This window comes from Sporosarcina sp. USHLN248 (assembly GCF_037144575.1).
Taxonomy (GTDB): Bacteria; Bacillota; Bacilli; order Bacillales_A; family Planococcaceae; genus Sporosarcina; species Sporosarcina contaminans.
Genome location: NZ_JBBCZC010000012.1, coordinates 16180 through 38499, shown reverse-complemented (window position 1 = coordinate 38499; position 22320 = coordinate 16180). Strand labels below are relative to the sequence as shown.

21 protein-coding genes and 4 pseudogenes are annotated in these 22320 nt (G+C 38.8%); 10 read left to right on the top strand and 15 right to left on the bottom strand.

Annotation, left to right across the window (positions count from 1 at the left end; all coding sequences use genetic code 11):
• Positions 1-203 precede the first annotated feature (203 nt).
• On the bottom strand, positions 204-1157 hold the full coding sequence (locus WFH04_RS06735; RefSeq protein WP_336823296.1) for a cation diffusion facilitator family transporter: 954 nt from the start codon (positions 1155-1157) through the stop codon (positions 204-206).
• Between the two features lie 21 nt (positions 1158-1178).
• Positions 1179-1514, bottom strand: coding sequence for an ArsR/SmtB family transcription factor (locus tag WFH04_RS06730; protein WP_336823295.1), 336 nt, complete (start codon positions 1512-1514; stop codon positions 1179-1181).
• Positions 1515-1754: 240 nt separating this feature from the next.
• On the opposite strand from WFH04_RS06730, the gene WFH04_RS06725 reads away from it, so the two are divergent.
• A complete protein-coding gene (locus WFH04_RS06725; RefSeq protein ID WP_336823294.1) occupies positions 1755-2399 on the top strand; it encodes a nitrite reductase in 645 nt (214 codons plus the stop codon).
• Between the two features lie 100 nt (positions 2400-2499).
• Here the strand turns inward: WFH04_RS06725 and WFH04_RS06720 are convergent.
• A pseudogene (locus WFH04_RS06720) lies at positions 2500-2670 on the bottom strand (MFS transporter); the annotation flags it as partial.
• 285 nt (positions 2671-2955) lie between these two features.
• Between WFH04_RS06720 and WFH04_RS06715 the strand changes: the two are divergent.
• On the top strand, positions 2956-3558 hold the full coding sequence (locus WFH04_RS06715; RefSeq protein WP_336823293.1) for a TetR/AcrR family transcriptional regulator: 603 nt from the start codon (positions 2956-2958) through the stop codon (positions 3556-3558).
• 3 nt (positions 3559-3561) lie between these two features.
• On the top strand, positions 3562-4356 hold the full coding sequence (locus WFH04_RS06710) for an SDR family NAD(P)-dependent oxidoreductase (RefSeq protein ID WP_336823292.1): 795 nt from the start codon (positions 3562-3564) through the stop codon (positions 4354-4356).
• A gap of 202 nt (positions 4357-4558) precedes the next feature.
• On the opposite strand, the gene WFH04_RS06705 is transcribed toward WFH04_RS06710, so the two are convergent.
• The 3 genes from WFH04_RS06705 to WFH04_RS06695 are packed head-to-tail and all read right to left on the bottom strand — an operon-like array spanning position 4559 to position 7520.
• The gene (locus WFH04_RS06705; protein WP_336823291.1) at positions 4559-4909 is read right to left on the bottom strand and encodes a YxeA family protein; all 351 of its coding nucleotides are present in this window, start codon (positions 4907-4909) and stop codon (positions 4559-4561) included.
• A gap of 3 nt (positions 4910-4912) precedes the next feature.
• The gene (locus tag WFH04_RS06700) at positions 4913-6766 is read right to left on the bottom strand and encodes an FtsX-like permease family protein (protein WP_336823290.1); all 1854 of its coding nucleotides are present in this window, start codon (positions 6764-6766) and stop codon (positions 4913-4915) included.
• A complete protein-coding gene (locus tag WFH04_RS06695; RefSeq protein ID WP_336823289.1) occupies positions 6753-7520 on the bottom strand; it encodes an ABC transporter ATP-binding protein in 768 nt (255 codons plus the stop codon). Before WFH04_RS06695 ends, WFH04_RS06700 begins: the two co-directional genes overlap by 14 nt.
• 212 nt (positions 7521-7732) lie before the next feature.
• On the opposite strand from WFH04_RS06695, the gene WFH04_RS06690 reads away from it, so the two are divergent.
• The 4 genes from WFH04_RS06690 (at position 7733) to ahpF (ending at position 12445) form a co-directional block, all read left to right on the top strand.
• Complete coding sequence (locus WFH04_RS06690) at positions 7733-8434, top strand: response regulator transcription factor (protein WP_336823288.1); 702 nt, start codon at positions 7733-7735, stop codon at positions 8432-8434.
• An 8-nt stretch (positions 8435-8442) separates the two neighbouring features.
• Positions 8443-9843 carry a sensor histidine kinase gene (locus tag WFH04_RS06685; RefSeq protein ID WP_336823287.1) on the top strand — a complete coding sequence of 467 codons (1401 nt, stop codon included), beginning with the start codon at positions 8443-8445 and terminating at the stop codon, positions 9841-9843.
• Between the two features lie 326 nt (positions 9844-10169).
• Positions 10170-10739 (top strand): alkyl hydroperoxide reductase subunit C, encoded by a 570-nt coding sequence (gene ahpC / locus WFH04_RS06680; RefSeq protein WP_336823286.1) that lies wholly within the window; start codon positions 10170-10172, stop codon positions 10737-10739.
• Positions 10740-10918: 179 nt separating this feature from the next.
• On the top strand, positions 10919-12445 hold the full coding sequence (gene ahpF, locus WFH04_RS06675; protein WP_336823285.1) for an alkyl hydroperoxide reductase subunit F: 1527 nt from the start codon (positions 10919-10921) through the stop codon (positions 12443-12445).
• A 76-nt stretch (positions 12446-12521) separates the two neighbouring features.
• Here ahpF and WFH04_RS06670 read toward each other — a convergent pair.
• Together WFH04_RS06670 and WFH04_RS06665 are read right to left on the bottom strand one after the other, a co-directional pair.
• Positions 12522-12829, bottom strand: a pseudogene (locus tag WFH04_RS06670) (nitroreductase family protein); the annotation flags it as partial.
• A 231-nt stretch (positions 12830-13060) separates the two neighbouring features.
• Positions 13061-13654 (bottom strand): NADPH-dependent FMN reductase, encoded by a 594-nt coding sequence (locus WFH04_RS06665; protein ID WP_336823349.1) that lies wholly within the window; start codon positions 13652-13654, stop codon positions 13061-13063.
• 264 nt (positions 13655-13918) lie between these two features.
• On the opposite strand from WFH04_RS06665, the gene WFH04_RS06660 reads away from it, so the two are divergent.
• A complete protein-coding gene (locus WFH04_RS06660) occupies positions 13919-14317 on the top strand; it encodes a cytidine deaminase (RefSeq protein WP_336823284.1) in 399 nt (132 codons plus the stop codon).
• A gap of 450 nt (positions 14318-14767) precedes the next feature.
• The gene (yiaA, locus tag WFH04_RS06655) at positions 14768-15232 is read left to right on the top strand and encodes an inner membrane protein YiaA (protein WP_336823283.1); all 465 of its coding nucleotides are present in this window, start codon (positions 14768-14770) and stop codon (positions 15230-15232) included.
• A gap of 756 nt (positions 15233-15988) precedes the next feature.
• Here the strand turns inward: yiaA and WFH04_RS06650 are convergent.
• From WFH04_RS06650 to WFH04_RS06635, 4 genes are all read right to left on the bottom strand, one after another.
• Entirely contained in the window at positions 15989-16909 is a 921-nt protein-coding gene (locus tag WFH04_RS06650) for an NADP-dependent oxidoreductase (protein ID WP_336823282.1), read from the bottom strand.
• An 859-nt stretch (positions 16910-17768) separates the two neighbouring features.
• Positions 17769-18227 (bottom strand): spore coat protein, encoded by a 459-nt coding sequence (locus WFH04_RS06645; RefSeq protein WP_336823281.1) that lies wholly within the window; start codon positions 18225-18227, stop codon positions 17769-17771.
• Between the two features lie 64 nt (positions 18228-18291).
• Positions 18292-18606 (bottom strand): hypothetical protein, encoded by a 315-nt coding sequence (locus tag WFH04_RS06640; RefSeq protein WP_336823280.1) that lies wholly within the window; start codon positions 18604-18606, stop codon positions 18292-18294.
• A gap of 527 nt (positions 18607-19133) precedes the next feature.
• Positions 19134-19982 carry a VOC family protein gene (locus WFH04_RS06635; RefSeq protein ID WP_336823279.1) on the bottom strand — a complete coding sequence of 283 codons (849 nt, stop codon included), beginning with the start codon at positions 19980-19982 and terminating at the stop codon, positions 19134-19136.
• Positions 19983-20169: 187 nt separating this feature from the next.
• Here WFH04_RS06635 and WFH04_RS06630 point away from each other — a divergent pair, with 187 nt between their 5' ends.
• Positions 20170-20445 carry a winged helix-turn-helix transcriptional regulator gene (locus WFH04_RS06630; RefSeq protein WP_336823348.1) on the top strand — a complete coding sequence of 92 codons (276 nt, stop codon included), beginning with the start codon at positions 20170-20172 and terminating at the stop codon, positions 20443-20445.
• Between the two features lie 188 nt (positions 20446-20633).
• Here the strand turns inward: WFH04_RS06630 and rpmG are convergent.
• The 3 genes and pseudogenes from rpmG to WFH04_RS06615 form a co-directional block, all read right to left on the bottom strand.
• Positions 20634-20738 (bottom strand): annotated as a pseudogene (gene rpmG / locus WFH04_RS06625) (50S ribosomal protein L33); the annotation flags it as partial.
• Positions 20739-20752: 14 nt separating this feature from the next.
• Positions 20753-20953 (bottom strand): annotated as a pseudogene (locus WFH04_RS06620) (GTP-binding protein); the annotation flags it as partial.
• A gap of 25 nt (positions 20954-20978) precedes the next feature.
• The gene (locus tag WFH04_RS06615) at positions 20979-21971 is read right to left on the bottom strand and encodes a metal ABC transporter solute-binding protein, Zn/Mn family (protein ID WP_336823278.1); all 993 of its coding nucleotides are present in this window, start codon (positions 21969-21971) and stop codon (positions 20979-20981) included.
• Between the last annotated feature and the right edge of the window lie 349 nt (positions 21972-22320).

Below are 22320 nucleotides of genomic sequence, written 5' to 3'. Positions count from 1 at the left end.
TCAATTGAATAATGCCCCAAACACTCCCATTTATACGACATGGGGGTATTAATGTTGTGAAAAATATACCCGCTAATCCATTTGTAAAGTGGAATAGTAGGTTGACCACATCATAGTATACCCCCGTACTGTATGTAAAGTGTTTTGTCTCATCTTCAAAAAAATAGTGACCGGAGCATGGCTGCCGCCGGTCACGAACTGTCTTAATGATGGTGATGATGATGTCCTCCTGACACTTCAGGCTTCATTTGACATAAAATTGAATCGTCATGCTGATGGGCAGACGTTTCCAATTGAATCGTCACATGATGAATGTTTTCATGCAATAAATCATGCTCAATGCTCCGAAGCAATTGCTCACTTTGCCCGATTGTCATTTGTTCATCCACAACAGCGTGGCAAGATAATGCGTTCAGTCCGCTCGTAATAGACCAGACATGCAAATCATGAACGCTGTGCACTCCTTCAGCATTCCGGATTGTATTAATTATATCGTTCATTTTGACATTTTGAGGCACGCCTTCCATCAATACATGCAAACCGGATTTCGATACAAAATAACCGCTTCGCAAAACAAGCACGGCAACGATGACACTTGCCAATGGATCAGCCCAGCCCCAGCCGAAAAACATCATGAGCAACGCCGCTGCAATCGCTCCAATTGAACCCAACATATCGCTCATAACATGCAAATAAGCACCTTTCATGTTCAGGTTCTCTTCCACATCACCGCCGCGCATCATAATCCAAGCCACTAAAATATTGACTGCTAATCCGATGCTACTGACGATCAACATTCCAGTTGTCGCAACTTCAGGCGGGTTTGCAAAGCGTTGAATTGCTTCGTAGAAAATGAATAAAGCAATGATAATTAATGTTACACCGTTTAATACAGCAGCTAAAATCTCGAAGCGTCTATAGCCGAAAGTCTTGCTTTTACTGGCTACTTTTTCTCCTAACTTAAATGCAATTAACGCAATTGCTAAAGAAATCGAATCGCTTAACATATGACCTGCGTCTGCCAACAGCGCAAGGCTGTTCGTCAAAAACCCGCCGATCGCTTCAACAACCATATATGCTGTAATGATCAAGAACGAAATGAGTAATACTTTCTTATTCGCTCCGTGTGTATGATCATGCCCGTGATCATGTCCCATTTGACTGCCTCCTCCATATAATTAATTATGCGTCGCGTGTTCAATAGCCTGTCTCAATAAATTCATAACGTGATGATCATCTTCCGAATAATAAATCGTCGTTCCTTCTCTTCTAAACTTCACTAATCGTAAATTTTTCAAAAAGCGCAATTGGTGAGAGACAGATGATTGACTCAAGTTTAATGTTTCAGCAATATCATTAACTGAATGCTCCTCTTTACATAACAAGTTTAAAATTTTTATTCTCGTTGGATCACTTAATGCCTTAAATGTTTGAGATACAACAAAAAGCGTTTCTTCATCTAAAAGTTGCTTGTTCTCCTCCAAAACTTGATCTACGCGATTCTCTTCACTCATTTTCGTCCCTCCCTTTATTGATTATATGAACATATGCTCATATATTATAATCCCCATTCCCTTTTGTCAATTAAAAAATATAGTACCCCCCTATTTTTTATACCCACTAATTTCACATATTAACAATCATTTATATTGAACGTACTCTCACTTTAGATAATAATTCATTTGTTTACATACCCTACACAGGTATAGTAAAATAAATTTTGAAAGCTTTTTGATGAAAGGTGTGTTGATTGCGTGCAAACCTGTAAAAAGATAAAAATTGCCGTTAATGGTGGGATTTCGTTCGGGGCAAAGCTCAATGCCAGGCAACTATCGGTCATTGCTGACTTTTTAGGTGATCAGGAATTGGAATTGACGACATTCCAGCAGCTATATATTGAAGTAATGGAAAGCGATGTAGAATTTGTTATAAAAAAATTTAAGGAGGTCGGTCTTTTCTGTTATCCTGTTGGAAATTATGTAAAAAGCTTACGCCATTGCAATTTTTGCAAAGGTGCGGAGGAAGAAGGAATGCCTGTTGCTATTGAGCTAAATAAACGGATTGCTGGAAGACCCGTTCCCTTCACGCTCCGTCCAGCCTATACCGGCTGCCCGATCGGCTGTGGGGAACCACTTATCAATGACATCGGCGTCATTAAATCCAGGAATGGTTATGATTTGTATATCGGCGGGAATCCGAAAGGGGCTTACGCGAAAACAGGCACCCTCTTCCTCGAACAAGCGCAGCCCGAGGAACTATACAAAGCTGTCGACAAAGTGATTGACTTCTATGCGGAAAACGGAAAGAAGCGGGAACCGTTTTACAAATTTGTAAATCGATTTGGTGTAGAAGCATTAAAAAAATTGGTGCATGAACAAACGAATGCGACACTATCCTGAAAAAATAAATACCAAAATATACACAGGCGAAGGAATGTATAGATTCTTTCACCTGTGTATTTTTGTAGGATTTTTTTAATTAAGTTCTTAAAATAAATGATTACAACGTCACATGCTTCGGCTTTTTCCAGAACAACGCTACTACAGTGCCTAACAACAGGACGATAGCCGCGAAGTAATATGGGTAGTTCAAGTTGATGTCGAATAGTATTCCTCCAATAATGGGGCCAAATATGTTGATGATACTTGTAAACGTCGAGTTCATGCCACCATGCACCGAGACGGATGGATTATTTTTTTTCTTTTGAATGATTATAGCGCCTTTATATTTAATACTTGTAAATATCCGCGCCCATTCCTACACATAGTTGCAGAATTCCTCTATACCGAAAATTTATCATTTGTAGGCCTGCATATGGTTGGCCATTTCAATAGGAATTTGCTTTTGCACGAAGCGATGAAGCACCAACTTTATTTCTTGCATAATCAACAAAAATATAATAATATGACTGTGGGTCAAAAATGACTAAGGGTCAAAACGAGGTGGGTTTTAATAATGTCAGAAAGAATGGAAAAAATATTTCATGATAGAAATATAACAATCCTAAATAATGCAGAAACGTTATTTAGATTAAATGGTTTCGATAAAGTAACTATGAACGACATAGCAAAAGAATCAGATGTCGCTAAAGGCACTTTGTATTTGCATTTTAAATCTAAAGAAGAATTACTTTTTAATATTTTGAAACCTAAATTGGAGGAATTTAATCATAAAGTAGAACTAATAGACAAAAATGAAAGTCTAACAAGAGATAAAATAATTAAAATAATAACTTATGGATTTGATAGTGACTTTTTTGACTTTTCCAAGGATCATTTTCTTTATATGCATAAGTTATTTAATGTGCAATATCACAATGAATTAAATTCATGTATTGATAAAATCATAAAGAACTTTTCTAAAGTAATACAAGAAGGTAAAGAAAAAGGCGAAATAACATCCTCTCTACCAAATAACTATTTATCACATCAATTGATGCATGTTTTTGACCCTCAAATTTATTTTAGTTTAGTTGAAATAGAAAAAAACACAAAAGAAAATTATGTTTACCATACAATTAATTTTTATTTAAATGTATTAGGTATAGAAGGAGAGTAATATATGGATTTACAATTAAAAAATAAAAAAGCACTAATTACTGGGTCAACTAAAGGGATAGGAAAGGCAATAGCTTTCGAACTTGCAAAAGAGGGTGCGGATGTTTTAGTCAACGGGAGAAACAATGAAGAAGTTGACATGATTGTTAATGACATAAAGAAAAAATATCCAGAAACTAATCCTCAAAATGCTTTTGGTAATCTATTGAACAGAGATGAAATGGAAAATATTTATAATAATCATCCCAATGTAGATATTCTTGTGAATAATTTAGGGGTATACGAAATGATGACTTATGAAGAAGTCAATGATGAAGTTTGGAAGAAATATTTTGATACAAATTTTCTTGTAGCTGATAACATGTCTAGATTTTATTTAAATAATATGCTGAGTGGAAACTTTGGTAGAATTATTTTTATCGCTAGTGAAGAAGCTGTCATGCCTTCAAAAAATATGCCCCAGTATGCTGTGACTAAATCAATGATTTTATCTTTATCCAAATCATTATCATTTTTAACCAAGGGCAAAGAAGTTACCGTTAATACCATTATGCCTGGACCAACATTGTCTGAGAATGTCGAAGAGATACTCAAAGACATATATAGTAATTCTAGTAAGTCTTTCGAAGAAATTGAAAAGGACTTCGTCTTGTCTAATTTACCTGATTCGCAAATTGAAAGGTTTATTCGTCCTTTTGAGATAGGGAGAATGGTGGCATTTGTGAGCAGCCCATATTCAGGTGCTCTGAAAGGTACAGCAGTTCGAATGGACGGTGGTTTGATACCTACTATTTATTAAAATAATAATAAAAGCCCAATATAAAATAAATATGAGGCTGGGACAAAACCCTCCTCTGAGATGAAAAAGCCGGTGAAATTTACGACGAGTAAAATTTCACCGGCTTTAATTTTTGAATAAAAATAGTCTGATAAAATAAAGTCACTACACAAAACCTTATCAGTAAAGCACAAAGCTAGTTATGTCCCAGCCTCTTTTACTTTTAAAACTTCACCTTTTCCGGAATGTCTGATGGCTGCACTTCATCATAGGAAGTAACTTCATCTCCCTTTTTCAAATACAATTTCAAAAATGCCCCTTCTTTCAACTCTTTCGCTGCGGAAAATTCCACTTCGATTGGCTCGCCATTTTCTTTATAGGCAGTACCCGTATAGAAATACCTTTTCATAATCTCACCTGAGTCCAACTTTGTTTCTTCAACAGAATTTTCAGCCGGAATTTGGTAATAAGCATTGTCTTTTCCCATTCGATTGAAATCTATCGTTGCCAAAGCAACTATTGCTCCAATGAGCAAAACTGCTAATACCCCTATCGCAATTAACCCTTTCTTCATCGATTATCCCTCCAAATAGCTTCTTCTAATTATTTTGTTGAAGTTACGAACTGTAGCAATATAGTAAACTGCGTATATTAACGTGTAGGCAGCCATCCAAATGATGACTGGGACTAAGAAATCCATCATGAGCAAGTTGGAGACAGCTGTCAATGCTACACCTCCATGAAGGAGTCCTAAAAGGAGCGGTGCCATGAATATAACTCCGATTTGCCCACGGATCGTCCGCTTCATATCTTTGTTCGACACGCCGATTTTATGGAGAATCGCATACTTCGCTTTATCCTCCTCCGCCTCCGTCATCATTTTAAAGAAGATAATGCTTCCTGTAGCGACAAGGAAAACAAGCCCTAAAAAGCTTCCAACGAATAATAATGATCCTAAAGACTCGATGGAGCTATTGTAATCGGCTGTTGCGCTTGAAAAACTCTCTGTCGACGCCGCCAATTTGTCGGACACTTCTCCCTGTTTTTTATAGTCAATGACGTTAACCGCTTGTAGTAACTTCTCCTCCGAATCTATTTCATCATATAATTGATCCGTCACTACAATCGCATTTGCGCCTAATGTTCCTACATTGAATAATGCTTGATCATATAGCTTCGCAACTTTATATTCGGCATCGTTAATCGTGACAGATTCCAATTTGTCAGACCACTTCTCATTATAAAAAACGTCAATTGCAAAAACTTCATTCTGTTTAAGTTTTTGCACTTTCGGCCACTCCAAGTTCTTCGCCAATGCCTTATAGGTGGTCTCATCAATGACGGTATATTCCATTTCATAAGTATCGAACGGTACACGGACCATCTTACTGTTGAATGAAACTTCCGATTCGATGATCGCAGGGTCAATTGTCTGCTGATCCCCTTCCCACATAAACGTGTACGGAGAATACGCCTGCACATTTTTTTCTGCATTATAATAAACCCCGAACACCGCTCCACCTGACGTAATCGTCGTTGCGCTCAGCACAGTAATGATCGTCAATGTTTTCGCATTTCCCCTAATCCGGTAAAGCAATTGGGAAGCAGTCATCATATGAAGGCCCTTCCAAGCCCAATGCGGATTTCTTTTCAACGCGGACAATACATATACGAGAACGCTATGGAACAGTAAATACGATCCGATTACAGTCAATGCGATAATAACGATCGGTGTCGCCAATCCTAATACTCGCCATACTTGCGAGTCCATTAAATCTTGCAACGCAATTGTATAGGCAGCAGCTAATGCCAACACACCTAAAATCGCTGTCAAAATGCGCGCTTTCGGGACTTCTTCGCCCTTTTTCTCGGCATGGAATAGGTCAATTAACTTGAAACGATAAATTACCCGATACCCCATCAATGAAGTAATTAAAAAGATGATAAAAAACACAATGATTGTATTAATGAGCGCACCTGTTGAAAATGCAAATCCTGCCACAACATCCAGTCCCATTAACTTCAATAAAATGCTAAGCAATGCGCGAGAGAGTAAAAATCCTAATACGACCCCAATGACAAGGGATAGCAGTCCGATTACCATGTTTTCAAAAAACAGAAGGAATCCAATCGAACGCTTTCGCACGCCAAGCAAGGAGTAAAGCGCGACTTCCTTTTTCCTCTTTTTCATGAAAAAAGAATTTGAATACAGTATAAAAATCGCTACAAAAATCATGAGCACAAATGCAGCTGCGCCCATTACTCCTTGAATTTGCTTTGATGTTTGAGCTGCTCCGCTAATATCATCGCTATATTTCAATGTCGCAAATGTAAAGTAAATTAGGATGGAAAACACGGTAGATCCGATGTAAAGCGAATAGCTTTTCATATTGCGGCGTATATTTTTCAATGCCAAATCAAATAACGTCATTCGTTTCACCGCCTACTTGCGAAAGCTCATCCAAAATCATTTGGAAAAACTCCTTGCGCGTCTTCATTCCACGCACGATTTCTTTCGACAGTCGACCATCTTTTATGAATAAAATACGGCGGCAAAAGCTTGCGGCGTATGCATCGTGCGTTACCATCATAATCGTTGCTTCATGCTTTTCGTTCAGCGAACTCATACTTTCCAGCAAATCCGTTGCTGACTTTGAATCCAATGCACCAGTCGGTTCATCTGCAAAAATAATTTTAGGGTTAGAAATCAATGCACGACTTGCAGCTGTACGCTGTTTTTGACCGCCTGAAATTTGATAAGGATATTTATCAAGCAAATTGGAAATGCCGAAAGTCGCTGCAATTTCTTCAACTCGTTCTTTAATGACCGCTGGTTTCTTCTTTGCAATCGCAAGTGGCAATAAAATATTTTCGCGAATCGTCAATGAATCTAATAAATTGTAATCCTGAAAGATGAATCCAAGGTGGTCTCGCCTAAAATCTGCAAGCTTCTCTTCATTCATCTTAGCGATATTGTCTTTTCCAATTACGATATCCCCGCTTGTCGGTGTATCAATTGTTGCTAATACATTGAGCAATGTCGACTTTCCGGCTCCTGAAGGACCCATAACACCGACGAACTCCCCATGGTCGATTTCAAATGATATATTTTTAAGCGCATTGAATACATTTGCGCCTTTTCCATACGTTTTTTCTACATTTTTTACAAGTAATAATGGCTCCATTTATTAGCACCTCTTTCATATGCCCTTACTATACCGGCCATACCTTAAACAAAATTAAACTGTATCTTACAAAATCCTTAAGTTGATTCTGACGATCACAGAAATCGCTTCTTCGCTTGAATGCCAGTAAAGGCGAATATCGACAAATTGCTTTATACTATGAGCAAATGCTTAGGCAAGTCCCCTTTGCCTTACGAAAGGATGTGCACGTTTTGGACAAACCACGGATCTTAGTTGTAGATGACGAAAGCGATTTACGCCATTTAATGAAAACAGCGCTTATAAAGGAAGGGTTTTCGGAGATTGAAACGGCGGGTTCTGTTCGAGAAGGTTGGGAGCAATTCAAAACGTTCTCGCCTCATATTGCGATATTGGACATCATGCTGCCAGATGGCGATGGCTATGAACTATGCAAAAAAATTCGGGAGGTTTCCCATATACCAATTTTATTCTTATCGGCGAAATCTGACGAATTGGACAAGATTTTAGGGCTCGCGATTGGTGGCGACGACTACATTACAAAGCCATTCAGCCCGAAGGAAGTTGCTTTCCGGGTAAAAGCTCAATTAAGAAGGGCAGGCTATAACGATTCTGGAACGGCACCCCAATCAAAAAGGATTACTGTCGGGCCATTTTCGATGGATGAGGAAGAAACTGAAGTGACTAAGAATGGCGAGCCAATGGAGTTGACTGCAAAAGAGATGGGTTTGATGGCATGTTTCATGCACCATCCGAACCAAATTTTAAGCAAGGAAACACTTTTCGAACGTGTTTGGGGAGAGGATTTTTTCGGAGCAGACAATACGTTAATGGTCCATATTCGCCGGCTTCGTGAAAAAATCGAAGATCAACCATCAAAGCCTACTTTTCTAACAACTGTAAAAGGCTTAGGCTATAAATTTATCGTGAAATAGGTGATCCGATGAAATGGAAGTTAACTGCACGCTATTTGTTTTCGGTATTGATTATTGTATGCATCGTCGTCTTCGTGAACATGCTTGTCCTATTCGGAGTGCTTTATTACCAACAATCAAATGGTAATGAAAACTTATCCTCTGAAACAGGAGAGACGTTTACACGCCAATTTTCACGTTATATGTCAATAAATAATGGACAACCCATCATATCAGATGAAGGAATTGAGGCATTGCGTACGTTCGGCGGTTGGGTACAAGTGTTGGACAAAAACGGAAATGTTGTGGCTGACGCCTTATCGCCGGAAGATGCACCTACGCATTACAGCCCTATAGAGCTTGTGCATAAGTATAAATATATGGATGATCAAAAGACAACATATTTCATTAGCCAATTTGACGAGTACAGCTATCTATTGGGGGTCAAAAATTCAGTAGAACAGCGAATTGTTCTTATGTTCAATGGTCCCTCTTTCTTATCTTATGCTTCAAAAGCGTTCATTGGCATGACCATTGCAGATCTCATCATTGCGATACTTATCGGCTTGCTGTTCAGCACAATTATTACGAAGCCTGTCTCGCATATGATCAACCGAATCTCGCAGTTAAAGGAGCGGAACTTCTCCGTTCAGAAAATGAAACGTCAAGGCATTTTTAAACCGGTCTTTTCGAATTTGAACGCCGTTTCAGAAACATTGCTATCTCACGAAGAAGAACGCGCTAAATTAGAAAAAATGCGTGAGGAATGGGTTAGTAATGTTTCGCATGATTTGAAGACTCCCCTTGCGTCCATCCAAGGGTTTGCAGAATTATTGCGTGAGCAAAACGTAACAGAATCTGAACGTATTGATTATGCAGAAGTCATCGAACGAAAATCGATCTATATGAAAGAGCTTTTAGATGATTTTAATTTAACAATGCGGTTGCGCAATCAAGAAATGCCTCTGAACAGAGAAGATACACGGCTCGAAAGTTTCGTGCGCGAACTGGTTATTGATGTGTTGAATGACTCACAATCCAACAACTGTACAATTTCCTTTAATAGCAATGCACCAAATTTGAAGTGGAATATTGATCAGCATTTAATGAAACGAGCTATATTAAATTTTATTCACAATGCGATCACTCACAATGACAGCGATGTACAAATTAACGTCAGCTTAACGCCTAAAGGCATAACAATAGAGGACAACGGCAAAGGAATCTCGGAGCATGACATAGAACAAATCTTTGATCGCTATTACAGAGGAACGAATACGGATCATATACATGGCACAGGCCTCGGTCTGGCTATCTCGAGAGACATCATCGAGGCGCACGGAGGGACTGTTGCATTGACAAGTGAAGCCGGCAGCGGAACGAAAATAGAAATTCGAATGAACGCCGAGATCGATTCACAAGCAAATTGATAGGCATCTTCATTCTTTATTAATCGGGATTTTAACGCGTTAATTGAGAACAATAATGAAAATTAAAGCTTCCAATTAACTACAAATCTGAACAATCCATTCGCGTTTTGTTTCGAAAAATCAACAAAAACTGCTAAGAATAGACACAATTCCCCGTAATAAATGGTGTATCGGTTGACATAAACCTTAAAATATACAACAATGATTATGTCATTAGAATTATTATAGTTAGGCGGCTCCTAAACATTTTTGCTTGCCGCAGTTTAGGTTTTATCGATACGACCTAAACTATCTACGAAATTATATTTTATAGGAGGAGTTTATTTATGTCTCTAATCGGAAAAGAAATCCTACCATTCAAAGCATCTGCTTACAATAGCGGAACAGGTGAATTTATTGACGTTACTGAAGAAAACTTAAAAGGCCAATGGAGTGTTGTTTGCTTCTACCCTGCAGACTTCACATTTGTTTGCCCTACTGAACTGGGAGACCTTCAAGATCAATACGCAACATTAAAAGAACTTGGCGTTGAAGTTTACTCTGTGTCAACTGACACACACTTCACTCATAAAGCTTGGCATGATCACTCAGATGCAATTAGCAAACTTGAGTACATTATGATCGGTGACCCTTCACAAACAATTTCTCGCAACTTCGATGTACTTGACGAAGAAGCAGGTCTTGCACAACGCGGAACGTTCATCATCGACCCAGATGGCATCGTTCAAGCTGCTGAAATTAACGCTGATGGCATCGGCCGTGACGCAAGCACTCTTGTGAACAAGATCAAAGCTGCTCAATACGTTCGCAACAACCCAGGTGAAGTTTGCCCTGCTAAATGGAAAGAAGGCGAAGAAACACTTAAGCCAAGCCTTGACCTTGTAGGCAAAATCTAATTTCACGATAGCTATATGACGAGGGTAGCCTCCTTTCTGTACAGGGAACGGGGCTCCCTTTTTATTGGGCTTCGGTGGATGTCTTAGATTTTGAATCGAATCTTCTACCTTCTCGATTCAAAATCTAAGGCGTTCATGCCGAGTTATACAGATAAAGAAAAGTTGAGGAGTAGATACATATGTTAGATGCAGATATAAAAGCGCAATTAGCCCAATATCTTGAATTGATGGAGGGGGACGTACTTTTAAAAGTTAGCGTTGGAGACGACAAAGTATCACGTGAAATGGCAGCACTTGTGGATGAATTAGCTACGATGTCATCACGTATTAAAGTAGAAATAACCGATTTGGAAAGAACACCAAGCTTCAGTGTCAATCGCATCGGTGAAGATACTGGCATTACGTTTGCAGGTATCCCGTTAGGACATGAATTCACTTCCCTTGTGCTAGCATTATTGCAAGTGAGCGGTAGAGCTCCAAAAGTAGACGAGAAAGTAATCAAGCAAGTGAAAAACATTCAAGATGAGCTTCACTTCGAGTCATACATCAGCTTAAGCTGCCAAAACTGCCCTGAAGTCGTACAAGCATTAAACACAATGAGCGTGTTAAACCCGAACATTACACATACGATGATTGACGGCGCAGCATATAAAGAGGAAGTTGAAAGCAAAAACATCCTTGCCGTCCCTACGGTTTATCTTAACGGAGAACCTTTCACAAACGGACGTAAAACACTTGAAGAGATTCTTGCAGAACTTGGCAGCGGTCCGGATGCGTCCGAATTTGCCGATAAAGATCCATATGACGTCTTAGTTGTCGGCGGTGGCCCTGCTGGCGCAAGTGCAGCTATTTACGCAGCTCGCAAAGGGATTCGTACAGGAATTGTTGCAGACCGTTTCGGTGGCCAAATTTTGGATACAGCTGCGATTGAGAACTTCATTAGTGTAAATCGCACGGAAGGCCCTAAACTTGCCGCTAATCTTGAAGAGCATGTGAAAGACTACAACGTCGATGTAATGAATCTTCAAACTGCGAAACGTTTGGAAAAGAAAGATCTTGTTGAAATTGAACTGGAAAACGGCGCTGTACTGAAAAGTAAAACCGTCATTCTTTCAACTGGAGCTCGCTGGCGCAATATTGGCGTTCCTGGTGAAGCGGAATTCAGAAATAAGGGCGTTGCCTACTGCCCGCACTGTGATGGTCCTCTATTCGAAGGCAAGGACATAGCAGTTGTCGGAGGCGGAAACTCTGGTGTCGAAGCGGCAATTGACCTTGCGGGTATCGTTAAACATGTAACCGTTCTTGAATATAATTCCGAGCTGAAAGCCGATTCTGTTTTACAAGAACGCCTTCGCAGCTTGAAAAATGTCACAGTTATTACGAATGCACAAACGAAAGAGATTACTGGAACGAATAATGTAAACGGGATCACATACACTGATCGCGTCTCTGGCGATGAAAAACATATTGAACTTGCTGGCGTCTTCGTTCAAATCGGTCTAGTGCCAAACACAGACTGGCTTGGCAATGCAGTTGAACGCAATAAATTCGGTGAAATTATTGTCGACAAACGCGGTGCTACGAACGTACCGGGCGTATTCGCTGCAGGAGACTGCACAGACAGCGCGTACAAACAGATCATTATTTCTATGGGATCTGGCGCAACCGCTTCGTTAAGCGCATTCGATTATTTAGTTCGCAACTAAAACGTACTCTTTTAATTGTAAAGGAACAGGTCTAAAATGCGACCTGTTCCTTTTTTGATTGCCCTTATAGATGTAATCATTTAATAATTACCTTTGCGGTGTAGCACCTACTCATCCATATTATATACGTGACAAATTCCCCTGCTGGTTTTCGGTAACCTCTTAAACGCCGACTGGCATCTTTTTCTTTTCCAACCGAGATCATTAAAACAATTTCATGGCTACTTGGAATGTCTAAAATCTCTCTTACTTTGTCTTGATCAAAACCAATCATTGGACAGCTATCAATCCCTCTATTTTTTGCACGAGCATAAAGAGCATGGCGGATAGAGAACTGTTTCGAATTGCATCTTCTTTCATAAATTCTTCCCCACGGGATTCAAACATCGTATTATCATCTATTACTTCCTGCAATTCAAAATTAGACAAGATTCTTAGGTCGACCATTCCCTTATTGATTCTTTCTGATAGGCATAGCGATCGAATTTTAAGAAATCCTACTTCCCCCATTGCATAATATGGTGAAATGTTCATTACAAAGGAAAATGGTCAAAAGATTGACCACTTTCCTTCATAAAGAGCCATGGCTGTACGAACAACCATGGCTCTTGTAAATTATCGAATTGTATAAAGCGCTTTTGACCAAGGAATCACTTGGTCTAACATTTGATTTACAGACTCTTCTTGAACTGCTTTTGGTTTGAAGTCTGTGCCATTTTCAAAATCAGTGAATAAAGATAATGCTGGATGTACACGTACGTCAGCGATTAGCAATTCACCTAAAATGCCACGTAAATGTTCTGCCGCACGTGCACCGCCTACTGAACCATATGATACGATGCCTGCTGCTTTGTTGTTCCACTCTTCGCGCAAGTAGTCTAAAGCATTTTTCAATGCGCCTGTAATGGAGTGATTATATTCTTGAACGATAAATACAAAGCCGTCTTGTTTAGCGACTGCTTCTGACCAAGCTGCTGCGCCTGATGCATCAGCACCCGCTTCGCCTAAAAGCGGAAGTTTGTAATCAGCGATATCAATAACTGTATAGTTTGCGTCACCGCGTTTGTCTGCAATTTCTTTAACCCATTGTGCTACTTGTGGAGATACACGACCTTCACGAGTTGATCCGATGATGATACCAATATTTAAAGTTGCCATTTGTTTTTCTTCCTCCTGTGATGAACCGAATAATTTATTTAAAAAACCCATAGTGTTTTTGTTCACCTCCATGATGACTCCTATGCCTCGAATTCATACATCTTGAATTCAAGATAAATATATCACAGCGATCTACATACCGTCAAGGCTATAGCTTAATAAAATTTTCATAGTGAAAAACTTTTAGTAGATTGCAATTTAAATTGCTATTAGACAAATATTTCTTAATAGTGTATAATTAGAAGTCCTGCCAACAAATCGTTGGTGCTAAGGGAACTGTGAAAAGTTCATTCTTATTTATGGAGGATGGATCATATGGACAAAGAGCTGTTAATGGAAAGCGCACGCAAGATAAAGGATAGGGCATATATTCCTTATTCTAAATTCCCGGTTGGAGCAGCATTATTGCTAAAAGATGGGACTGTCATCAATGGAGTCAACGTGGAAAATGTTTCATTGGGTGCGACAAATTGTGCGGAGAGAACGGCTATTTTTACTGCAATCGCAAGTGGCTATCAAAAGGGAGATTTCCAAGCGATAGCTGTCGCAGGCGACACAGAAGATTTTCTTCCGCCTTGCAGCATTTGCCGTCAAGTATTAGCGGAGTTCTGTTCACCTGAGATGCCTGTTTATTTAACGAACGATAAAAAAGATATATTGGAATTAACCTTAAAAGACCTATTGCCTTATGCATTTACAGATTTAGAAATGTAAATAAACAAAGAGAATAGATTACCCAGACTGTAGACAAAGTATCTTTTTACTTTGTCTACAGTCCTTTTGAGGTTTGTAGTCATGAGATAGGTGTTTGCCCAGCTTGGCTTGAAAACGCTTGTCAGACAAGGCGCGAAGTCGAGCGAAGACCCGAATAGAACTTAGGTTCATGAGGGGACGAGCGAGACGAGCAACGCAGTATGCGAGCGTTTGTCAACAAGCTGAGATTACAAGCATGTTTTGATGAATCATCATTAAAAACATGCTTTTTATTTATAAAGATACATACATAGTCATAAGATGATAATGGCGATCTTAATATAAAATGATAAGTAACATTTATTAAAACCTATAAATAGAGCTGTTGTTAGTACTGAAGTCGGATTATTAAAAAAACATTGCCGGATTATACCTGTTTGGATATGATAATCTTAAGGAAGGAGAATTATAATGAAAAATGACCTTGATGATTTATTTGATAAGGAACAGGCACCGAAAATGAAAATAGAGAGAAGAGACGGCGAACCAACCGCAGCTTTTAAAGGGGCTTCCTATGCAGCGCTGTTAATAGGAATCTCCGCTTATCTAATAGGCTTATTCAATGCAGGTATGGAACTAAACGAAAAAGGTTACTACTTCGCAGTTTTAATAATCGGTCTCTATTCATCTGTATCTCTCCAAAAAGCAGTAAGAGATAAAGATGAAGGAATACCAGTTACGAATATTTATTATGGCATTAGCTGGTTTACAATTATTATAGCGATCGCATTAATGGCGATCGGATTGTACAATGCAGGCAGTATCGTGTTAAGTGAAAAAGGATTTTACGCCATGGCTTTTGTGCTTAGTATATTTGCAGCTATTACTGTGCAGAAAAATGTTAGGGACACACAGAAAGCAAGAGAGGCAGATTAATAGGGAAAACAACTTAAGGGGCCACGGAAAGTCAGTGAAAACTGATTTCCGAAGGTCTCCTTTTTTTCTGTGAAATTAAGAAGTTTTTGTAATTCTATCCGAAGAAGAAACTTATAGGTGAAATTGCAGCGAAGGCGTCTTACAAGCGGCAGCGGAAGCCATAAGACTGCTGGCGAGCAAACGCTGACCAGTCTTATGGCGGGAGGCATCCGCAAGCGCCGAAGCGGATTATATTAGAGATAATAGATAGATTTATGCGCTTGTATCCGACTTTTTGAGTCGAAAGAAGCTGTTATGCGCGCCGGATAGAAGGTATGCGTTTTTGTATCGTTTTATGCGAACGTTGAGGGATTTATGCGTTTTGCATCCAATGTATGCGTTTCTGTAAGTATATATGAAGTAGAAAATATAAACGGAGCAGAAGCGAAGGCGCCTTACAAGCGGCAGCCGGAGCAATAAGACTGCCGGCGTGAAAACACCGGCGAGGCTTATGGCGGGAGGCATCCGCCAGCGCCGAAGCGGATTATATTAGAAAGAGTAAATAGATTTTATGAGATTCCAATGTTGCGTACGAGCTATTTTTTATTGCCAATGAACGCAAAATTCTTATCTACAAGATATGCACCCCAACCAAAATCAGCGACTACTGTTACACCGTTAATGTAGGAATGATAACAGTACAATATTTGCTATTTCGCTCGTAGTACTGGCATACTGGCATTTTCAGAAAGAACGATGATCGATAGTACATATTTTTCACTCTTTCACTTGAATGACAATTTTCCCGCGTGTATGACCTGTTTGAAGTTGCTCATGTGCCCGTTGGAATTTATCTTCTTCAAACGGAAGAACTTCCTTGACTACTGCTCTTAGTTCTCCACTCTCCAGCAACTTAGTGATTTTTGTCAATAATTCTCCGCTCGGTTGTACCCAAACAGAAGCAGTATGAATCCCTTCCACTTTACCTTCTTCTATGATTCCAACCGCCGAAGTAAGAGTGCCTCCTTTTTTAAGCACTTGATAACTTCTTATTTGTGTTTCACCGCCTACTAAATCTACAACTAAGTCGTAATCATGTAGAACTTTTGTAAAATCCTCATTTGTATAATCAACCACTACATCTGCTCCGAGCTCCTTCAGGAAGTTCACATTAGACGTGCTGCCGGTTGAAGCAACATAAGCACCCGCATGTTTCGCTAATTGGATCGCCATACTGCCAACCCCACCTGCACCACCGTGAATGAGTACTTTTTGATCCTTTGTCAGTTTTCCATCAATGAACAATGCAGTCCAAGCTGTCATGCTTGTAGAAATAATGGATGCAGCTTCGTTAAAATTAATATTTTCAGGTTTCGCAACAACTTGATTTTCATCTGCAACAGTAAATTCTGCGTAGCTACCATTAGCAGTAGCTAAAACGGCATCCCCTATTTTCCACTTACTCACATTCCTGCCGACTTCACGAATAATACCAGCTACATCGTAACCAAGAATATGTGGGAACGTAAATGGCATTACATCCTTCAAATAGCCTTCTCTCATTTTCCATTCCGCTGGATTTGTTGCAATTGCATAAACTTCAATTAGTACTTCATTTTCACCAACATTCGGTTTGGATACCTCTTTTAATTTTAATTGCTCAGGTCCTCCATAATGCTCAATCACAATCGCTTTCATAAGTGTATCCTCCTTAATCTATTATTTTGGTTCGCTCCAATACCGTCCATTACACTTATCGAGATGCCAACTTCCCATCTATTATTCCCCTTCAATTTACTAGCCTCACGAAGCAAGTTCATCAAAACACGATTTCTACCGGGCTTTCTTTAAACATTGAGTCTTGTACTTGCAGAAGGAACAATTGTTAGCATTTTACATAATTAAGGAATTGTTAAGATCGTCATTAAGCATAATGAACAGATTGGATAAGAAAAGTGATATCTTTTAATGCGAATGCATCACCAGATAGCTTTCCCACCCGTCTTGCGAACCTCAAGACGGTCAATTAAAGACAGTTACTTACCAAATAATCTGAACTACAAGTCTGCAATACAATTCAACCTTACGATTCGGAAGTTTTTAGACAACTAATCTTCTTTTCTCTATTAATAAGATATGAAATGTAATAGACTCTAATTCATTTGTATATACAAATGTGTTTCACAATACTAATTATAAGAATGTTTGGCCCCGCTGTAAATGAAATTGTCTTCTTCAGTAACTAATATTCATCAAAAGATTTGTGGCTTTTCATATTTAATCATTATGAGTAACAATAAAACCTCAATACCAATCAAAATAATTGCGTACAAGTAATTTCCAAAGTCCCTAAAATAGTAAAAGGCTTCCCGGAAAGTAGTTAAAAACTGTTTTCCGAGAAGCTCTTATCTATCGATTAACTTTTCATTGTAATATGAACAAACAGGGCGTTTTTCGCATACTTTAAGGCAAGACTATATCTTACAGACGACAACCGCTCCCGCTTAGATGGGATCTGCGGGGCGGTTTCTATTTTGGAGCGTGGAGAGCCATTTATTTATAGAATATCCAATTGAACAATCAGCGCCAAGAGGACTTGCAACAATAGCTGCAAGGAAATTGCTACATCGATATCTTCTGTTATCACATCGACGTCGCGGGAGTTAACGATAATAAGCTTTTGACGGTTTGTTTGCCGGATCTGTGCTTTTTCCAATAGTTCAGCTGTCACTCGTTCTGCCCTTGAAGCATCTGCAATTGTAATATTGATTACGATTGCGATCGCCACTTGGAGTGCCGCTTGTAGTGACGCAGCAATTTGTGTGTCAGTCGTGCTAACCTTAATATTGCAAGAATCACGGATGACGATCAGTTCGTTGGAAAGCTGCTCAATTTCAGAGACTACTTCCGCAGCTTCGTTTGATTTCGAGGATTCCCGAGAACAGGAAACGATCGGATGTGCGCAACAAGGATCTAAAGCAGACCACCTATTCCCGTCGCGTGAATAATATCTCATTGGTTCTTCCCCCCTCTCTCTTTCTATTACATGTATAAGAAAACGAATGAGTTGGACAAACTATCTACTCTTCTTTATTTTTATTACTTTCTTTCTTCTGTCTCATTTGAATGATTACGTCTCTTAGCGGATGTACTTGCTTAACTGTTTCTTCTTCGTCAGCTGTAACTGTTTGTACATTTTTTGTTGCCAAAAAGTCCTCAACTTGGACTTTCAACTGCTCAACAGTCTGTTTCAAACGCTCACGCTGTTCATCTGTCATTCGGCTCTTAGCTTCGTTTACGTTAACTTTGTTTTTGGTAAATAAATCGGCTACAAACAACTCCATTAATTGTCCTGATAGCCCTTGTAATTGTTCTCGGTTCATCTTGCCATCCACTCCATTCACCTCCTTCAGCGCTTACTTCTATATGTATTCTTATTGAAGAGCCTTTGGTCAGGCCTCTGTACATATAAAAATCCCCCAATTTAAAAATCCACATTATATGAAATGGCGCTGATAAAAAAGAAACAAATAAAACCACCTTCCGCTGAATATCGGTATTGTACCTAACTATCAACGTGGAGGTGTTGTACTTCGGGAACTATAGATAGCCATCTAAAAGAAGTAAAATTGAAGGCATTTGAAGCGCGGTTAGTGTGTCTTAAAAAAGAAAAATTAAATAGCCAATCGCCGGTTCAATACCGACAACTGGCTACATAATAGGGTGTTTTTTACTGTCTCAAAATTGAATTTAAGCTTTTTCCTTTTTCCATGAAAGCTTCCTTTTGCGGCATAGTTAGAATTAAATATAATGTGGTGAACAAAATTGATTTAAAAAATTAGCTTTATTCAACCTTTATTGGTATCACTTTCCACTAAAATCGTCTACCAATCAATATTACAATATTAATGCTGGGTATTCTCTAAACGCTTAAAATAATACGATTTCCTGAAGGATCAACAGCAATTGTAGCACCGTTTTCTTCTATAACGGGTGCTCCGATGCGCTCTAATCTATTCATCATTTCGTTCTTCGTTTCTTCACTTGGAAGCATTAACGTAAATGATTCCAGCCCGACACTTTGTGCAGATGGCTTAGGCGCCCCTACCCCATTCCATGTGTTTAAGCCAATATGATGATGGTATTTGCCATCTGATATAAAAAGCGCTTGATTGCCGTAACGATTTACAACTTCAAATCCTAGGCCCTTCGTATAAAATTCTTCAGTATCGACTAAATTGGATACGTGCAAATGGATATGTCCCATAACTGCGTCTTCAGGCATCCCTTTCCATAAGTCATTTACTCCTTTGGACAAAAGGTCTGTAAAGTTTAACGGATCAACTGTCATAGCAACTTCACCGTTAGCCCACTTCCATTCAGAAGCATCACGGTCAATATAAATTTCAATTCCGTTGCCATCAGGATCTGATAAGTAAAGAGCTTCACTGACAAGGTGATCAGACGAACCAAACTGCAGCCCTATTTCCGCAAAATGCCGTACGATTTTAATAAGATCTGATCGTGTAGGCAAAAGGATTGCAAAATGATAAAGACCTGTCGTTCTGCTTTGTTTCGGCTCAACATCAATTGGTTGTTCGATTGATAATAAAGCTGTTTTTCCATCCGCAGTTAACTTAGCTTGTCGCTCAGTTCTTTCTAAAACTTTAAATCCAATTACCCTTTCATAAAATGCGATCGACCTTTCTATGCTTTGTACTTTAAGGTTTACTTGCCCTACAAACATAATCGGTTTACGATGAAAATTCATAAAAATACCTCCTGTAGAGTATCATGCCAGTCACTTACTTTATGTAAGTCAATATATATTTATAACAATTGATAGTCAAGTAAGTACTTTATAATAAATAATTTAATTATTTGTAAGCACTCGTTATACTATAAATAAGGAGCTGATTACATTGGCGAATCCAATTTGTCCAAGATTTGAAAAAGCTATGGGTTTACTAAGCCAAAGGTGGACAGGTTTGATCATTTACCAGCTGTTACCCGGTCCACAACGATTTTGCAGTATTGAATCTTCCATTGGAATTAGCGGCAGAGTCTTATCGGAGAGATTAAAAGACTTGGAGAAGGAAGGCATTGTGAAGAGAGATGTCTATCCTGAGACACCCGTTCGAATCGAATATTCATTAACAGATAAAGGACGATCATTGCAGCCTATCATGCAAGAAATAGAAAAATGGGCACAAAACTGGCTACAAGTAGAATAAAGATAAAATCGTCCTCAGCATTCGTAATAACTGAGGACGATTTTTCATGATGTAATATTAATTGAAAGAATTGAATTTAGTCGCGGAGTACTTTAGTTGTACGTCACCTATTTTGCAACAAAATCGAAAAAGATACTATAGCATTCCTAATTAGGAATCATTATGATTTAAAAAACAGTAAAAAATTTTCACTTCATTTCTCTATGAAGTGTCACTTTCCTTATACGTGGGAAATACTTCTTAAATTCGATGCGCTCCGGGTTGTTGCATTTGTTTTTTGTCGAAATCAAATTGTTCCCGATTCCGTACAGCCATTTTGCAGCTCTACCAATTTTTCTTCTGTTCGTGAAAACCCGCCTTGTTAATTAATTGAGCATCAATATTTACCTCACTCATTGACGATGACAGCAACTTTCAGCTCATTCCGTTTGTTTAGAATATGGTTCAATAACGTCGTCTTCCCTGCTCCTAAATAACCACTAAGCACTGTAGCAGGTATTTTTTTCATCCTTTACTCCTCCTTTTAGCAGGAATTATTCGTTGCTCAACGCTTTCTCCAACGTTTCGATATTGCGCTCCATTAACGATATATAATCCTCATTATTTTTCAAGTCATCCGGGGTTAAAACACCGAGATTATGTAGCATCAATGATTCAGCTCCTATTTCTTTTCTGATGACGTCGGTTAATTTCGAGGAAACATTTTGCTCAAATAACACATATTTAATATCATTTTCCTTCGCATATTCAACAAGTGATGTTAGTTGCTTTTGTGAAGGTTCACTTTGTGAATTCAATCCAGCTACTGCAACTTGCTCTAACCCATACGTATTCGCGATATAGCCAAAAGCTGCATGGGATACAAAAAATGTTTTCGTAGGCGCATTTGATGCCATTTCTTTAAATGTTTGATCCAGCTCTAAGAGATCAGTTTTTAAGCTTTCAAAGTTTTGTTCAAATACATCTTTTTTCTCAGGCAATGCCTCAATTAGTGAGTCTTTAATTGTCGTTGCAAGTTCTACGCTCAATAATGGAGAAATCCATACATGCGGGTCGTACTCCCCGTGATGATGATCGTGTTCCTCTTGATCTTCTCCTTCATGATCATGATTGTGCCCCTCATGATTGTGATTATGTCCCTCGCCTAAAGACTCTTTCGAAATACTGTCCGCTACCGCTACCATTTTGACGTGCTCGCCTTTCATCGTTTTTTCGGCATTTTCTACAAATCCTTCAAGTCCAAGTCCTACATAAAAGAATAAGTCCGAGTCAGCCAGCGTCATCATATCTTTTTGAGTTGGCTCAAACGTATGCTCATCGGAGCCTGGTGGATAAATAGATTGGACTTGAACCGACTCCCCTCCAATTCGATCTGTAAAATATTGGAGCGGATATACAGTTGTGTAGACGGATAAAACATGATCCCCTCTTGTTTTATCCTTCTCTTTTGCCTGCTCTTTGTTGCCACAAGCAGTAAGCAGCAATAAGAAAATCACTGATAAAACCAAAAGAAACTTTTTACTCATTCCATTGCATCCTCCTTTTCATAAATCGTAATCATTACGTTTTGCAATGCCTGTTTATCTTACAAGAAAGATTTCAACTATGCAACTGTTTTTATTAATGTATTTAATTCCTGCTCTATTTCTTATTAGTAAGCTGCTTTATTGCTGCTCTATAATTGGCCTTATGCAAACAAAAAATCATTGAAAAAGCCCACTTTAGTTGCAGTGTCCTTTTCAATGATTCTATTTTTTATGGATAAATGTTGCTATCCGGCCTATTCAAAAAAGAGGTTCAATAACTTCTCAACATAACTGTGTTCACGAACCGTTTCCATAAGCTTCGGTCGCCTTAAATATAGATCATACAATA